At 68.1% G+C, this 13,850-nt stretch carries 16 protein-coding genes; 8 read left to right on the forward strand and 8 right to left on the reverse strand.

Going from position 1 to position 13,850, the window contains the following annotated elements:
* Positions 1–16: 16 nt before the first annotated feature.
* Positions 17–1,132 (reverse strand): DUF5685 family protein, encoded by a 1,116-nt coding sequence (locus SK854_RS22550; RefSeq protein ID WP_319977066.1) that lies wholly within the window; start codon positions 1,130–1,132, stop codon positions 17–19.
* Between the two features lie 41 nt (positions 1,133–1,173).
* On the opposite strand from SK854_RS22550, the gene SK854_RS22555 reads away from it, so the two are divergent.
* Together SK854_RS22555 and SK854_RS22560 are read left to right on the forward strand one after the other, a co-directional pair.
* Positions 1,174–1,683, forward strand: coding sequence for a DUF402 domain-containing protein (locus SK854_RS22555; protein WP_319977067.1), 510 nt, complete (start codon positions 1,174–1,176; stop codon positions 1,681–1,683).
* Positions 1,684–1,771: 88 nt separating this feature from the next.
* The gene (locus tag SK854_RS22560) at positions 1,772–2,290 is read left to right on the forward strand and encodes a DUF402 domain-containing protein (RefSeq protein WP_093596810.1); all 519 of its coding nucleotides are present in this window, start codon (positions 1,772–1,774) and stop codon (positions 2,288–2,290) included.
* Here SK854_RS22560 and coaE read toward each other — a convergent pair.
* The 3 genes from coaE to rpsA form a co-directional block, all read right to left on the reverse strand.
* Positions 2,266–3,414 carry a dephospho-CoA kinase gene (coaE, locus tag SK854_RS22565; protein WP_319977068.1) on the reverse strand — a complete coding sequence of 383 codons (1,149 nt, stop codon included), beginning with the start codon at positions 3,412–3,414 and terminating at the stop codon, positions 2,266–2,268. The two genes, SK854_RS22560 and coaE, sit on opposite strands and share 25 nt — an antisense overlap.
* Positions 3,415–3,424: 10 nt before the next feature.
* The gene (locus tag SK854_RS22570) at positions 3,425–3,880 is read right to left on the reverse strand and encodes a hypothetical protein (protein ID WP_319977069.1); all 456 of its coding nucleotides are present in this window, start codon (positions 3,878–3,880) and stop codon (positions 3,425–3,427) included.
* Positions 3,881–4,585: 705 nt separating this feature from the next.
* Complete coding sequence (rpsA, locus tag SK854_RS22575) at positions 4,586–6,076, reverse strand: 30S ribosomal protein S1 (RefSeq protein ID WP_319977070.1); 1,491 nt, start codon at positions 6,074–6,076, stop codon at positions 4,586–4,588.
* 179 nt (positions 6,077–6,255) lie between these two features.
* Between rpsA and SK854_RS22580 the strand changes: the two genes are divergently transcribed.
* From SK854_RS22580 to SK854_RS22600, 5 genes are all read left to right on the forward strand, one after another.
* A complete protein-coding gene (locus SK854_RS22580) occupies positions 6,256–7,089 on the forward strand; it encodes a class I SAM-dependent methyltransferase (RefSeq protein WP_319977071.1) in 834 nt (277 codons plus the stop codon).
* A gap of 11 nt (positions 7,090–7,100) precedes the next feature.
* Positions 7,101–8,021, forward strand: a complete 921-nt coding sequence (locus tag SK854_RS22585; RefSeq protein WP_319977072.1) for a GNAT family N-acetyltransferase — start codon at positions 7,101–7,103, stop codon at positions 8,019–8,021.
* Between the two features lie 78 nt (positions 8,022–8,099).
* Positions 8,100–8,729 carry a hypothetical protein gene (locus SK854_RS22590; protein ID WP_319977073.1) on the forward strand — a complete coding sequence of 210 codons (630 nt, stop codon included), beginning with the start codon at positions 8,100–8,102 and terminating at the stop codon, positions 8,727–8,729.
* Positions 8,726–10,642, forward strand: a complete 1,917-nt coding sequence (locus tag SK854_RS22595) for a YhgE/Pip domain-containing protein (protein ID WP_319977074.1) — start codon at positions 8,726–8,728, stop codon at positions 10,640–10,642. Before SK854_RS22590 ends, SK854_RS22595 begins: the two co-directional genes overlap by 4 nt.
* Positions 10,639–11,214: a TetR/AcrR family transcriptional regulator gene (locus tag SK854_RS22600; protein ID WP_319977075.1), complete on the forward strand. Its 576-nt coding sequence runs from the start codon at positions 10,639–10,641 to the stop codon at positions 11,212–11,214. The genes SK854_RS22595 and SK854_RS22600 overlap by 4 nt, the downstream gene beginning before the upstream one ends.
* Here SK854_RS22600 and SK854_RS22605 read toward each other — a convergent pair.
* The gene (locus SK854_RS22605; protein WP_319977076.1) at positions 11,211–11,714 is read right to left on the reverse strand and encodes a hypothetical protein; all 504 of its coding nucleotides are present in this window, start codon (positions 11,712–11,714) and stop codon (positions 11,211–11,213) included. The two genes, SK854_RS22600 and SK854_RS22605, sit on opposite strands and share 4 nt — an antisense overlap.
* A 120-nt stretch (positions 11,715–11,834) precedes the next feature.
* On the opposite strand from SK854_RS22605, the gene SK854_RS22610 reads away from it, so the two are divergent.
* On the forward strand, positions 11,835–12,302 hold the full coding sequence (locus tag SK854_RS22610; protein ID WP_319977077.1) for a hypothetical protein: 468 nt from the start codon (positions 11,835–11,837) through the stop codon (positions 12,300–12,302).
* 4 nt (positions 12,303–12,306) lie between these two features.
* On the opposite strand, the gene SK854_RS22615 is transcribed toward SK854_RS22610, so the two are convergent.
* The 3 genes from SK854_RS22615 to SK854_RS22625 form a co-directional block, all read right to left on the reverse strand.
* Positions 12,307–12,819 (reverse strand): Rossmann-fold NAD(P)-binding domain-containing protein, encoded by a 513-nt coding sequence (locus tag SK854_RS22615; protein ID WP_319977078.1) that lies wholly within the window; start codon positions 12,817–12,819, stop codon positions 12,307–12,309.
* On the reverse strand, positions 12,816–13,388 hold the full coding sequence (locus SK854_RS22620; protein WP_319977079.1) for a P-loop NTPase family protein: 573 nt from the start codon (positions 13,386–13,388) through the stop codon (positions 12,816–12,818). Before SK854_RS22620 ends, SK854_RS22615 begins: the two co-directional genes overlap by 4 nt.
* A gap of 86 nt (positions 13,389–13,474) precedes the next feature.
* Positions 13,475–13,678 carry a cold-shock protein gene (locus tag SK854_RS22625; protein WP_086665400.1) on the reverse strand — a complete coding sequence of 68 codons (204 nt, stop codon included), beginning with the start codon at positions 13,676–13,678 and terminating at the stop codon, positions 13,475–13,477.
* Positions 13,679–13,850 lie beyond the last annotated feature (172 nt).

A 13,850-nucleotide genomic window follows, 5' to 3' on the forward strand; every position in this document is an offset into this window, starting at 1 on the left:
GAGCCAGGTCAGAGGCCTAATCGCACGGACAGCAGTTGCAGTCGCAGTCGCAGTTCGGGCCGCAGTCGGGGCCGGGGTCGCAGCCGTCCCGCCGCTTGTCGCTCCACGGGCCCGGGAACGGGTCGCGGCAGCAGAACTGGCAGGTCCCGCACATGTAGAGGAACGCGCCGCAGCCCTCGAAGCACCCACGCGGCTGCCGCTGCCAGTTGAGCCTCGGATACGACCACAACCCGCTGCCGGGGTCCGACCACCGCGGCTTGCCCGGCGGGTAGTCGTGCCTCTTGCGCTTGCCGAACACCCGGATGATCGACTCCTCCAGCTCGTGCACGAGCAGCTTGTGCACGAGGCGGGCGTCGGTGAACTCCACCTCGTCGAGCGCCAGCCTGATCCCCGCCACGGCGTCCAGGCACAGCCGATGCGCCTCGGAGACGGGCGTTCCGGTGGCGAGCAACGGGTTCCACGCTCCAGAAGCGCGGTCCTCCTCCAGGTCCTCCGCGGCGTCGATCAGGTGCGCGACCCGTCCGAAGAGGCGCCCCACCTCGCGCAACGGCTCGACGTTCTGCGGCTTCCCGGCGATGATCGCGGTCTGCCCGACGGCGAACGCGGTCGCGGTCTCCGTGGGTTCGGTGACCACGAGCACGGAGCTGCCGAGCCCCGCACCGGCCTCCACCTCGGGCTGCCGCCGCACCGCGTCCACCATCACCGACGCGTCGAACCCGAGGTCGGAGGCGGTTCCCAGCCCCTTGGAGGCCCAGCGCCGCGCCACCGCGCGGCCGGCCCACCCGACCCGTCCGGCGAGCCCGTCGCCGTCCTCCACGTGGTCCTGGATCTTCAACGACGCCAGCACGAGCGACACCGAGGCCGCCAGCCGCGCCCCGGAACCGACGGCCACGTCGGCGGACTTCATGCCGCGCAACGCACACGGCCCGGCGGTCCGCCGCGAGACGCCGGACTGCGCCTCCACGGCGGCCGAGATCATCAGCCCGTCGTAGTTGGTGACGAGACGCGAGAGATGACCGTGCTCGTCGCGCAGCGACAGGCACATTCCACAAAGGTGTGAGAGCCACGCGGACCGCAGCTCAGCGCCCATTCTGTTGCGACAGGGGCGGATGATCCCGAACATGCGCGGCATCCTAAGTGGCCGCGGCGCCCAACGATGGCAGTATCGCGGACGTGGCACACATCCATCCGCCGAAGATCGAGTACTTCGACCTGGACGCCAAGAGCAACACCGATCCCAAGGGGCAGCTGCGCAGCGTCGACGAGTTCCGTCTCACGCCGACCGGCCTCTACATGTTCCGGCCGCTCGCGGGGCATCCGAAGATCAGCCACTTCGAGAGCTGGTTCCTGCCCAAGCTCAACATCCGCGTCACGCGCCAGTCCTGGCATCCCGGTCACGAGCTCGACTTCGACTTCTACGTGGACGTCGTGGAGATCAACGCGATCGGCAGCGTCTGGAAAACAACCGATCTGTACCTCGACCTGATAGTCCGAACGGGTCACAGCGTGATCGTTCTGGACACGGACGAGTTGATCTCCGCAGTTCAGCACAACCTGCTCACCCCGCAACGCGCGCAATGGGCACTGGAAACCACCTACACGGCGGTGTCCGGAATTTCAGCGCACGGTCACGATGTGGTCAGGTGGCTCACCTCTTCGGGTTGTCCTACGTCCTGGCGTTAGTACACAGAGCGTGTTCGTCACCTGACCGTGACGTAACAAATCGACCCGGCGTGTAACTGCGAGCACATATTTGACTACGCTCGGCGGCGTGGGAGCGGTCACTACACCTCAGTTGGTCGATGTCGTCGACACCATTTCGGGCGTGCGCGCTTATTCGTCCGGTGGCTCACGAACGCTCAGTTCGTGCAATGTCGAACGGTGGGGTCTGCGAATCGAGCATCCCACTCCGGAGGACCCGTTCTCGGACTCCGAGGTCACCTGGCTGATGCCCGAACTGGGCGTGCGCCTGACCACCTACCGCCCGCGTTCCCGGCACGCGCGCAGCACCCCGAGCGTGCTGTCCGCGGTGCGGGTCGAGCGCGACCACCGCCACTGGCAGACCACGGACCTGCTGCTGGGCCTGGCCGTTCCCGGCGGCACCACGGCCCGCATCGTGCGCAGCGAGGAGTTCGCCGCCGCCGTCGCGGGCCGCGTGCTGCGACCGGGCGACGCCGACCAGGCGTTGCGCACGGTCCACCGCACCCTCGAAGAGCTCAGCAACGTCAACCACAACCTGACGTCGTGGCTGACGTGGCACGGCATCTACGACTCCTGGCCGCCCCTGTAGGCCTCGACGCGCTGCACGGCCGCCTCCATCCAGGGGTCCTTCGCCTCACCGTAGGCGAACCCGGTGGAATCGGCCGCAAACCGTTGGGACAGCTCCAACTTGAGGTTCGTGTACTCCTCGCGTGCCTCGGCATCGTGCCGCAGCCAGTCGCGGAAGTCGATCGCCCACCGCCAGTTCGCCGTGCCCTCGACCCTCAGGTGCAGGTTCACGCGCCGACCGGGGTCAGCTCCGGCGTGCAACCGCTTGCTCCAGTCACCCTCACCGCGCGGCGTGTCCTCGTACGCCCCGATGTACGGGAACCCGGCCTGCGCCAACGCTTCCCGCAGCGAATCGGCCGTCTCCATGTCCTCGACCGCAAGCTGGAAGTCGAGCACGTCCTTGGCCGCGAGCCCCGGCACGGACGTCGACCCGATGTGCTCAACGTGACGCCCACCGGCCGCCATGCTGATCCGGCGAGCCACTCTCCGCGCCTGCGCAGGCCACCGCTCGTCATAAGGCACCACGATCGGCGGCCCAGACGCGTAGGCCCCCGTGCGCACGTTCTTCTCGAAGCCGACCAACCGGTCCCACAAGGCCGTGACGTCCGGAACCTCACCGCTGTTGTCCAGCCACACGTCCGCAACGGCCCGCCGCTGCTCATCGGTGGCCTGCGCGGCAATCCGGTTCTCGGCATCCTGCCGATCCATGCCGCGACTGCCGACCAGGCGCCCCAGCCGCGTGGCGGAGTCCGCGTACACGACGATCACCAGGTGGTACACGGCCGCCATGTCCCGCTCCACCAGCAACGGGATGTCGTGCACGACGATGGCGTCCTCGGCGGCCTCACTCATCCGCTGCCCGGTGAGCGCCCCGATCCGGGGATGCGTGATCCCGTTGAGCGTCTGCCGAGCCTCTTCACTCGCGAACGCCTTGGCGGCCAACGCAGCCCGATCAAGCGTGCCGTCAGCGTTGAGCACGTCCTCACCGAACGCCTTGACGACCTCCTTGAGCCCGTCAGTCCCAGGCTCAAGCACCTCACGCGCAAGCTTGTCCGCGTCGATGACCACAGCACCGCGCTCCACGAGCAACCGCGCGACCGTCGACTTGCCGGACCCGATTCCCCCGGTCAACCCCACCCTGAGCATGCGGGTCAGGTTAGACGGGCGGCGTCATCGACTGCTGAGCGAGTACCGGCAGAACAGCGACCAACTTCTCCTTGGGGATGAAGTTGTTCCGGTTGCGCACCACGAACGTCGACTTCCCGAGCGACCCGATGAGCAACTGCTCGTCCTTGCCCTCGACCAACGTCCCCTTCTGCTTGCCGACGTCGACCTCGGTGATCTTCGCCCCCTCGGCCCGCTCCGCCTCGACGCTCTCGTTCACACGAGTACGAGCCGTCAGGTCATCGGTGTACGTGGACAGCCCGATGACGATCTTGGCGTCCGGCAGGTTCTTCTTCTCGGGAATCCCGTAATAACAATCGATCTTCCCGGTCCGCCCGATCCCGGGCTCCTTGATGCCGACGATGATCCGAGGCTCCCCGCCAAGCTCCTGCCCGAGCGTCGCGTTCATGACCTCAGCGGGCACCACGAGCTCACAGTCGTCAGGCAACGCCCGATCCACCATCACCGGAACCCGCGACGGCGTAGTGGGCGGCGTGATCCGAGGAATCTGAGGCGGCGGCCCCTGAGTCTGAGGCACAGCAGCAGAACAGGCCGCACAAACCATCAGCAAACCCGCACCAAGCGCCACGACGAACTTGTTCCCACGCATAGGTTTGTCAACCTACACAACGACGTTGGGCCTCCACCACAGAGTGAACGGGTGTCGCACACACAGGCCCACCAACGAGAACACAGATCGCCCGCGAAGCCGAAGGCGAGCCGTCCTCACCAAGCGGGCTGGGCGGTGGGGTCCCGTCACGAGTCGCACCACAGCTCTTGCTGCATCAGAGAGGTCAGGTCAAGTCGACACGCTTTTCGTCGACTTGACCTGACCTCTCTGATGTGGCCCGCTCTTGGTGCGGCTTGGGACGGGACCCCACCGCCAACGCAATCCTCAAAGCAACGCGCAGCCGCCCAACGCAACAGGCGTGCCATCAACCCGCGTGTGGCGCCATCCCCCCGATCAGATTGCCGGGGGTCTGGGGGCAGAGCCCCCAGGGGAAGCACGCAACAGAACGGCCGCCCGCACGGTGACCACCCGCCCAGTCGCCACCCGCAACAGCCGCCCCCCAGAAACGACGAAGGCCCCCACACCCAAAGGGTGCAGGGGCCTTCGTTCAGTCAGCTAGCGCAAGCCAGGGAATCCCCGGACTCACATGCCGCCCGACAGCTTCTCCCGAAGAGCAGCAAGCTGCTCGTCGGAGGCAAGCGTGCCACCGGACTGAGCCGGCGCGCCCACGGACGCGGAAGGAGCGTCGCCACCGGAGGTGTAGTTGCCCGCACCCTCGGCCGAAGCCTCTTCCTCGGCCTCGGCGGCCTTGCGGATCTGCTTCATGTGGGCCTCGTAACGAGTGTGCGCCTCGGCGTACTGGCGCTCCCACTCCTCACGCTGCTTGTCGAAGCCCTCGCCCCACTCCTGCGACTCCGGGTCGAAGCCCTCGGGGTAGATGTAGTTGCCCTGGTCGTCGTACTCGGCGGCCATGCCGTACTGGGTCGGGTCGAACTCGGTGTCGACCGTGAAGCCCTCGTTGGCCTGCTTGAGCGACAGCGAGATGCGACGGCGGTCGAGGTCGATGTCGATGACCTTGACCATGACGTCGTCGCCGACCTGGACGACCTGCTCCGGGATCTCCACGTGGCGCTCGGCCAGCTCGGAGATGTGGACCAGGCCCTCGATGCCCTCGTCCACGCGGACGAACGCACCGAACGGAACCAGCTTGGTGACCTTGCCCGGCACGATCTGGCCGATCGCGTGGGTGCGGGCGAACTGGCGCCACGGGTCTTCCTGCGTCGCCTTGAGCGACAGCGACACGCGCTCGCGCTCCATGTCGACGTCGAGGACCTCGACGGTGACTTCCTGGCCGACCTCGACAACCTCGGACGGGTGGTCGATGTGCTTCCAGGACAGCTCCGAGACGTGGACGAGACCGTCGACGCCACCCAGGTCCACGAAGGCACCGAAGTTGACGATCGAGGACACGACGCCCTTGCGGACCTGGCCCTTCTGCAGCTGGTTGAGGAACTCGCTGCGGACCTCGGACTGGGTCTGCTCGAGCCACGCGCGGCGGGACAGGACCACGTTGTTGCGGTTCTTGTCCAGCTCGATGATCTTCGCCTCGAGCTCACGGCCGACGTACGGCTGGAGGTCGCGGACGCGACGCATCTCGACGAGCGAGGCGGGGAGGAAGCCGCGGAGGCCGATGTCGAGGATGAGACCACCCTTGACGACCTCGATGACCGTGCCCTTGACGGGCTCGTCCTTCTCCTTGAGCGCCTCGATGGTGCCCCAGGCGCGCTCGTACTGAGCACGCTTCTTGGAGAGGATCAGACGGCCTTCCTTGTCCTCCTTCTGGAGAACAAGCGCCTCGACCTCGTCACCGACCTTGACGACCTCGTTGGGGTCGACGTCGTGCTTGATCGACAGTTCGCGCGAGGGGATGACGCCCTCGGTCTTGTAGCCGATGTCGAGCAGGACCTCGTCCCGGTCGACCTTGACGATCGTGCCCTCAACGATGTCGCCATCGTTGAAGTACTTGATCGTCTTGTCGATAGCTGCGAGGAAGTCCTCCTCCGTCCCGATGTCGTTGATCGCGACCTGCTTGGGAGCAGCGGCAACGGGGGCGGTGGTGGTGTCGGTGGACATTAGGTAGGTGGCTCCGGTACGGATTGGCATTGATTGGCTGGTAGTGGTGCGCGCGCAGCGACACAGCGACCTGGAATCCCGCGGTTCTGGATCATGGGCAGCACTAACCCACTACGCACGCGATATCGTACGCGGCCGCGAGACGCGCAAGCAAACCAGCCCCCATGTGAAGGAGCAGTGTGTCCAACCAGCACGCGAGCGCGGAGCAAGCGCTCGGCACCACCGGCATCGTCAAGCGCGGGGCGGACGCCGCCGAGTCGCGGGTGGCGAACCGAATCTGGTGGGACGCGGACGCCGACGACTACCACGAGACGCACGGCGACTTCCTGGGTGCGGCGGACTTCGTCTGGTGCCCGGAGGGCGTGCGCGAGGACGACGTCCGGTTCCTGGGTGAAGTCGCTGGTCAGCGGGTCCTGGAGGTCGGCTGCGGCAGTGCCCCGTGCGCCCGCTGGCTCAAGGACAACAAGGCGGACGTCGCCGCTTTCGACATCTCCGAGGGCATGCTCCGGCACGCCCGCGTGAACAACGCGGCCACCGGAATCGACGTCCCGCTCGTCCAGGCCAGCGCCGACCAGCTGCCGTTCAGGAACGACTCCTTCGACGCCGCCTGCAGCGCGTTCGGCGCAGTGCCGTTCGTCGCGGACGTCCAGGAAGTTTTTCGCGAGCTCGCCCGAGTGCTCCGACCGGGCGCGCCCTGGGTGTTCTCGGTCAACCACCCGATGCGGTGGATCTTCCCCGACGACCCCGGCCCGCTCGGTCTCACGGTCACGCAGTCGTACTTCGACCGCACCCCCTATGTAGAGGTGGACGACGAGGGCAGGGCCACCTACGTGGAGCACCACCGCACGCTCGGCGACTACGTCCGCGCACTCACGAACACCGGGTTCGTGGTCGAGGACCTGGTCGAACCCGAATGGCCGAAGGGCCACACCCGCAACTGGGGCCAGTGGAGCCCTCTGCGCGGCAAGCTGTTCCCCGGCACCGCGATCTTCCGGACCCGCCTGACGTCGTAATCTCAACGGCCATGACCTCGGCACGCGGACTGGTGGCGGCCCAGTCGGCACGTTTCGCGTCGCTGGACCCGTTGCTCCCGCCCGCCACCGAACCGCCGATGGACGGCCACGTCATCACGGCGGCGCTGGCGGACGGCACGCGCGTGGCCGGGGTCGTCAGCCATCAGAGCTTCGAACCGCACTCGACCACGCGGCTGTGGTCGACGGCCGAGGTCTGGGAGATGCTCCCCCTGGTCGGGGAGGCGCAGGGCATGGACGCGCTGCTCACCCGCTTCCGCCGGCACCTCGACTCGCAGGAGGTCGGCGACGACACGGCGTGCGTCGTGCACTGGCCGAGCCGCGACAGCAAAGCCGCTCGGGCGTTCCTGGATCACGGCCTCGTGCCGCTGTCCGTGCTCGCCGTGCGCCTGAAAACGCCGGCCCAGCACGTCTCGCGCACGCTCACGATCCGCCGTGCGACCCCGCACGACCTGGAGACCGTGCTGGAGCTGTCACTCGCGGAGCTGGAGTACTCCTCCTACGTCGGCTCGACGATCGTGCGACCCGAGGCCGCGTCCACAAAGCGCCGCGCACTCACTGAACGGCTCAAGAACGCGAGCCCCATCTGGCTCGCCGAACGCGACGGCATCGCGGTGGCGCTCGCCGAGTGCGCGATCGTGTCGTCCGAACCCGGCACGATGGCGGCCGCACGACTCCCCCGCGGCCGCTGGGGCTATGTGAACTGCGTCTCCGTGCTCCCCGGCGCCCGCGGCAACGGCATCGGCCAGCAACTCCTCGCCCACGCCCACCAGGAACTTCACCGGATGGGCACGGTCGGCACCTACCTCTACTACAACCCGCCGAACCCGCTGAGCAGCGTCTTCTGGCCGCGTCAGGGCTACCGGCCGCTGTGGACCGTCTGGGAAGTACGCCCCGCCTCCGCCCTTAGGTGACCAATGTCCGAGTTGCAGTGCACCGAAGGCTGCGGGAGAATTTGTACTGACCGGTCAGTTTAAACGGAGGGTAAAGCCGTGGAGATCCACGCAAGTCGAGCAGGCGTCAACGGGGGCCATGGTCCCCTGCTCCGGCCGACTTCGCTGATCGTGAAGCCCGGCGAGCTCACGCTGGTCGCGGGCGAGCCCGGCACCGGTCACACGGCGTTCGGCCTGGTGCTGTCCGGCCGCATGAAGCCGTCCACGGGCACCGTGTCGCCGGACGCGAAGACGCTGCGCAAGCGCGTCGTGCTGATCGACGCCCCCGAGGTGAACGAACCGGAAGAGGCGCTGACCCTGTCCGCCGTCGTCGGCGAGGAGCTCGCGATGAACGGCATGCCCTCCGGCAAGAAGGCAGTGCACGACTGGTTGGTGGAGCACGCCGCCGATGAGCACGCGGCCAAGCGCTTCGAGCACGTACCGGCGCGCACACGTTGCGCCGTGATGCTCGACCTGGCCGCCGCACGCCCCGGCGTCACGGCGCTGATCCTCGACTGCCCCGACCGCTACCACCCTGATCCGCGCGAGTGGTTCGCACTGGCCCACGACCACGTGACCCCCGAACGGTCCGTCGTCGTCCTGTGCTCGAACTCCTCCGCTCACATCCTCGACCTCCCGCACGCGCGCCTTGGTGAGGACAACGACACCAAGATGGAGATCACCGCATGAGCGCCCTTCGCATGGCCTTCAACGAACTCCGCCGGATCACCTCCGGCAAGCTCCCCAAGCTCGCCGTCCTGGCGCTGGCGCTCGTGCCGCTGCTGTACGCGTCGCTGTACCTGTACGCCAACAAGGACCCGTACGCGAACCTCAACCACGTTCCCGCCGCGCTGGTCGTGAAGGACAAGGGCGCCAAGGACCTCAACGCCGGCAAGGACGTCGCGGACGAGCTGCTGAACGGCAAGAAGTTCAACTGGCAGGTGGTCGACGACGCCGACGAGGGCGTGCGCAAGGGCAAGTACATCTTCGCCCTGACGCTGCCGGAGGACTTCTCCGAGGCGCTCACGTCCGCAGAGCAGAACAAGCCGCGCCAGGGCGTGCTGACCCTGACGACCAACGACGCCAACAACTACCTGGGCAGCACGATCGCGAACCAGGTCGTGTCCGAGGTGCGCAGGGCGGTCACGGCGAAGGTCTCCACCGAGGCCGCGGACAAGCTGCTGCTCGGGTTCTCCACGATCCGCCAGGAGACCACCAAGGCCGCCGACGGCGCCAAGCAGCTCGCGGACGGCAGCGCGACGCTGCGCGACAAGATCGGCGAGCTCGACAGCGGCGTCCAGCAGCTCTCCACGGGTGCCGTGACGGCGGCCACCGGCGCCGCGCAACTCCGCGACGGCACGCACGAACTCCGTTCGCAGACCGCACCACTGCCGGAAGGTGCCAAGAAGATCGCGGACGGCGCGCGCCAGGTCGCCACCGGCAACGAGACCGCCGCGACCCAGGCCGAGGAGTACGCGAAGAAGGCCCAGGCGCTCGTCGGCGTGCTCGACCAGGCCAACGGCGACATCGCGACCCGCTTGCGCGCCTTGGGCTTCACCGAGGAACAGGTGCAGAACGTGCTGGGCACGATCGGCCAGGTCCGCAAGCCGGTCGACGACGCCAACGGCAAGGTCCAGGGCGCCGCCGGTGACCTCCGCAAGCTCGCGACCGGCGCGGACCAGGTGGCCGACGGCGCCGAGCAGCTCTCGTCCAAGATGCCCGGCCTCGTCTCCGGCATCGCCAGGCTCGACGACGGCGCCGCGAAGCTCGCCGACGGCAACGCCCAGCTCCGCGACGGCCTGCAGAAGGCGGCCACCGGCACGCCGCAGCTCAAGGACGGCGCCACGAAGGTCGCGAGCGGTGCGGCGGAACTGAGCGACGGCCTGTCCGGCGGCATCAACAAGATCCCGAACCAGGACGACCCGACGCGTGCCGCGATCGCGCAGGCGATCGGTGACCCGGTGGCGGTGCGCGGCCTGTCCCAGACGAAGGCCGCGACGTACGGCGCCGGCCTGGCCCCGTTCTTCCTGGGCCTGGCGACGTGGATCGGCGCGTTCGTGCTGTTCCTGTTGCTGCGCCCGCTCTCCCGCCGTGCGCTCGCCGCCGGTCAGTCAGCGCTGCGTGTCGCGTTGGGCGGTTGGCTGCCAGGTGCGTTGCTCGGCATCGTGCAGGTGCTGGTGATGTTCACAGTCGTACGGTTCGTGGTCGACATCGAGCCGTCGAACCCCGTCGGCACGTTCGGGTTCCTCGCGCTGATGTCACTGACGTTCGTGGCGATCCTGCACGCGCTGAACGCCGCGTTCGGCGCGGTGGGCAAGTTCCTGGGCCTGATCCTGCTGATCCTTCAGCTGGTCAGCGCGGGTGGCACGTTCCCGTGGCAGACGATCCCCGTGCCGCTGTACCCGCTGCACTACGGCCTGCCGATGGGCTACGCGGTCGACGGCCTGCGCCACCTCATGTACGGCGGCGACCTGGGAAGCGTCGGAAAGGACGCGCTGATCCTTCTCGCCTGGCTGCTCGGAGCCCTAGCCTTGTCGTCCGTGGCGGCCTACAAGCAGCGGGTGTGGACAGCGTCCAAGCTGAAGCCGGAGCTCGTGCTGTGAGCGCGCGCACGACAGCGACCAAGCAGAAGCTCTTCGACGCGGCGTTGAAGCTGGTCGGCGAACGGGGCGCGGCCTCGGTGACGGTCGACGAGATAGCCGCCGAGGCGGGCGTCGCCAAAGGCACGATCTACTACAACTTCGCCTCGAAGGACGCCCTCGTCGAAGCGCTGCTGCGCCACGGCGTGGAGATCCTCGCGGGCCGGCTGCGGTCCGCGGAGGGGTCCGAGGACTCGCTGGAGGCGCTGGTCGACGAGATGCTCGGCTTCTGGGCCGAGTACCCGGCGTTCGGCCAGCTGCTCGTCTCGGAGCTGTGGCGCACGCCGGGCCAGTGGCACGGCACTCTCTCGTTGCTGCGCGACGACATCGTGTCGATCGTGCGCGGTCAGATGAAGCGCCTGTCCGACGCGGGCCGCCTGCCGGAAGGGGTCGAGGTCGGCACCGCGTCGGCGGCGTTGTTCGGCACGTTGCTCGTGATCGCGCTGGACTGGCAGGTGTTCCAGCCGGAGCGGTCACGCGCGGAGGTGCGCGACTCCGTCATGCTGCTGGTGCGGGGGATGCGCTCGGCGCGTTAGAGCTGAGCGATCCGCTCCGGTCGTTGCAGAGCGGAGACCTGGGCGATCACGACGACGGCCAGAGCGGCGGCCACGACGGTGAGCGACAAGGACAGCACCGCCGCCGTGCGGTAGGTGGGCCCGTCGACGAACGTCTCGGCCGCGTTGGCGAGCATCATCGCGAGGAACGCGTACTGCCAGGGCTTGATCCACGGGCTGGGCACCCGTTCCTCGAACGGCTTGTCGTGCTGCGCCACGTCGGACGCACGCCACACGTCCGCCATCTGCCTGGCCTCGCGCAGGCCGATGGCCGTGGCGTTGACCGAGGCGTGCCGGACCCAGATCGCGAACGCGACCGCGGCGGGCAGCAACAGCAGTGACGCGAGCACGTCGCGCCTCGCCTCACCCGTGCTCAGGTCGAGTGCTGTGCCGAGCACGCTCGCCACGGCGACCAGCACGATCAGGCCCTGGGCCACGTACCCGGTGATGCGGACATCTCTCAGTTCGATGTGAGCGCTCATTCGACTTCCCCCGGAAAGCACACGTCCCCCGACGTCGGCACTGAGCGTACGACGTCAACGCCCGATCGAGCGATGCGTTTGACCGAGCAGGGCCCTGTGCCCGCCGGTACGAACGAAGACATGCCGAAACTGCTGACCATCGCCACCGTCCTGCTCGCGACCGTCACCCTCACGGCGTCCCCCGCGCTGGCCGCGCCGGACCCCGTGAAGGCCACCGCCGACTTCCAGGAAGCGTTGTTCACCCCGGTCGCCGGTGTCCTCGACTTCGAGGAGACAGCCGAGGGCATCAAGGTCGCCGGCGAGTTCAAGAAGGGCTTCGCCTCCGACGCGCCGTCGGACTACCAGCTGGTGGTCCTCGACAACGCGGAGGTGATCCTGGACTTCAGCAAGGACTTCCAGAAGGTCGCCGAGATCGAGGCGGCGGAGGTCACGGCGTTCGAGTTCGTCACGAAGACCAAGCAGAAGATCGCGGACATCCGCAACGAGGACGTGGTCGTGCGCCAGCTCGTGGACGTGGCGGCGGGCATCAAGGTGCAGGCGGAGATCGGCCGCGCGAAGGTGCAGAAGATCGAGGTCAGGCAGGGCTGAGGCGTCAGCGGGCGTCCTCGTGGTGCAACGAGGGCGCCCGTCCCGCCAGTCCTCGTTCGACGGCCTCCAGCACCGCACGGTTCGTGCGCGACGTCGCGTCGTGCGCGAAGGGGCCGAGCAGCACCTGTTGCGTCGGGTGCGGCAGCACGGGGTCCGGTACGGGCACGGACGTGTACACCTCCACCACCGGCGCGTCCTCTGCGAGAAGGTGCCGCACGGCGTTGAGCACGCCCACGCGATAGTTGTCGTGCACCCACGCCACCAGCAGGTTCACCGGCTGGCCGTCGAGTTCGTACTCGACCTCCGCCGCGAGCTTCGCGGGCTGTTCCCAATCGGCCCTGACCCAGGTCGGCCGATGGCCCCGCGAGAGCGACGCGCGCGCCGCCCGTCCGGGACCGTCGTCGGCCATCAGCGGCTGCGTGCGCGACGGCAGCACCACCCGCCACCCTCGTGCCACGAGTTGTCCCGCGCAGCCGGCCAGCATGCCGGTCCCGCCGAGCACCAGAGCCGTTCTCATCGAGCACGCTCCTCCCCGACCGAGGCGAGCGGGCCGGAGAGCCAGCGCTCCACCTGCCCCTGCCCGCGCAGCCGCACGACCACGACGTCGTCGACCAGGGCGAGCACCCTGGCCCGGTTGCGACCGTAGCTCTTCCAGCCCCACCGCAGGATGTGCTCCGGATCGGTGAAAGCCGACCACAGCGACGACTCCCGGTTACCGTTCCACAACTCCACCCCTGCCGCGCGACGTCTGATCGTGCGGCTCACCAGCCGCGCCATCACGACCGGGAACCGGTGGTCGAGCCACACCACCGTGTCCGCCCGCGCGAGCAACGCGGGCCTGGCCGCCTTGTACTGGTATTCGGTGACCCAGTGGTCCTCGCGCGCGAACGCGACCACCTCGTCCAGGAACTCCGGCCGAGGCGTCCACTGTGGACCCCAGTAGAGGCTGTCCAGCTCCACGCGCCGCAGGTCGTGCCGGCGGGCGATGCGCAGGCAGAGAGTCGATTTGCCGGATCCGGCGTTGCCGGCGACGAGGATGCGCCGGGGCACGTGCGGCAGCGGATCGGCTGGTCCGAGCAACGGCATCGAGCCAGGCTAGGGCAGCCCGCAAGCCCCCGAGACACACGCAGGGCCCCCGGGAAGTCCCGGGGGCCCTGCGGTGTGAAACAACGTCAGAGAGCGGTGACGTTCGTCGCCTGCGGGCCCTTCTGGCCCTGCGTGACGTCGAACGAGACCTTCTGGTTCTCCTCGAGGCTGCGGTAGCCGCCGCCGTTGAGGGCCGAGTAGTGGACGAAGACGTCAGCGCCGCCGTCCTCGGGGGCGATGAAGCCGAAGCCCTTTTCGGCGTTGAACCACTTGACGGTGCCGTTTGCCATGTACTGCTCCTTCAATGCTGAAGAGCAAGCCGCACTTTGCGACTGCCCCGTGGTTGGTCGAGAGCCGACCGCCCCATCCGCGAAGAAGGAGAAGCGCTCGCAACTGAAGTTCGGCGAGCGTGTAAGACACGAACACAAAACCGCAACCAATGAAGAAGTCTACCGCATGCCC

The organism is Lentzea sokolovensis (genome assembly GCF_033949975.1).
Taxonomy (GTDB): Bacteria; Actinomycetota; Actinomycetes; order Mycobacteriales; family Pseudonocardiaceae; genus Lentzea; species Lentzea sokolovensis.

Bases quoted from the DNA above. Each gene is read 5' to 3' on its own strand.
- SK854_RS22595 (WP_319977074.1), top strand. From the start codon at position 8,726: ATGAGCGCCCTTCGCATGGCCTTCAACGAACTCCGCCGGATCACCTCC.
- SK854_RS22625 (WP_086665400.1), bottom strand. From the start codon at position 13,678: ATGGCAAACGGCACCGTCAAGTGGTTCAACGCCGAAAAGGGCTTCGGC.
- SK854_RS22585 (WP_319977072.1), top strand. From the start codon at position 7,101: ATGACCTCGGCACGCGGACTGGTGGCGGCCCAGTCGGCACGTTTCGCG.
- rpsA (WP_319977070.1), bottom strand. From the start codon at position 6,076: ATGTCCACCGACACCACCACCGCCCCCGTTGCCGCTGCTCCCAAGCAG.
- SK854_RS22550 (WP_319977066.1), bottom strand. From the start codon at position 1,132: ATGCCGCGCATGTTCGGGATCATCCGCCCCTGTCGCAACAGAATGGGC.
- SK854_RS22620 (WP_319977079.1), bottom strand. From the start codon at position 13,388: ATGCCGTTGCTCGGACCAGCCGATCCGCTGCCGCACGTGCCCCGGCGC.
- SK854_RS22605 (WP_319977076.1), bottom strand. From the start codon at position 11,714: ATGAGCGCTCACATCGAACTGAGAGATGTCCGCATCACCGGGTACGTG.
- SK854_RS22610 (WP_319977077.1), top strand. From the start codon at position 11,835: ATGCCGAAACTGCTGACCATCGCCACCGTCCTGCTCGCGACCGTCACC.
- coaE (WP_319977068.1), bottom strand. From the start codon at position 3,414: ATGCTCAGGGTGGGGTTGACCGGGGGAATCGGGTCCGGCAAGTCGACG.
- SK854_RS22615 (WP_319977078.1), bottom strand. From the start codon at position 12,819: ATGAGAACGGCTCTGGTGCTCGGCGGGACCGGCATGCTGGCCGGCTGC.